1 protein-coding gene is annotated in these 461 nt (G+C 42.5%); it reads left to right on the forward strand.

Annotated elements, in window-relative coordinates; translation table 11 throughout:
• Positions 1 to 129 precede the first annotated feature (129 nt).
• The gene (locus AC0QHF_RS15450; RefSeq protein WP_324705119.1) at positions 130 to 417 is read left to right on the forward strand and encodes a hypothetical protein; all 288 of its coding nucleotides are present in this window, start codon (positions 130 to 132) and stop codon (positions 415 to 417) included.
• Positions 418 to 461 lie beyond the last annotated feature (44 nt).

Here is a 461-nt window from a genome sequence, read left to right on the forward strand (position 1 = left end):
ATTGTCGGCAAAATTAATGTCATAATTCTGCCAAATTGGCAACAGTTTCGAGAAGGTTTCGATTAAATTAAAGACAGGAAAGAGAAATTCCCGAATCCATTCACTCAATCAATTAACTGGAGAGAAACCATGAATATTTCCGACCTCAGCCATCTCGAAAATGTTTCCGAAGAATCCAACGTCGCCGGTGGATACGGATACTACGGATATTATACTTTTTACGAGAACGATTTTATCAACTTTGATGTTTACGGAGACGTAGATATCGACACTCACATCGACGGCAACACCGCTCAGATTGACGGTTTTGCTAAAGCTTTCGGTTCCGACACCTATACCAAGGTTGCCGGTTCCACGTTCACCGTGGAAGGCTACACATCACAATCCAGTTTGTTTGCCATCTCCGTGAGCGACTAATCCGTTCATTTTGGGTAACTTCCCAACTTGATTATCTTCGAGTC

The sequence above is a fragment of the Lyngbya sp. CCY1209 genome, from assembly GCF_055795065.1.

Bases quoted from the DNA above. Each gene is read 5' to 3' on its own strand.
- AC0QHF_RS15450 (WP_324705119.1), top strand. From the start codon at position 130: ATGAATATTTCCGACCTCAGCCATCTCGAAAATGTTTCCGAAGAATCC.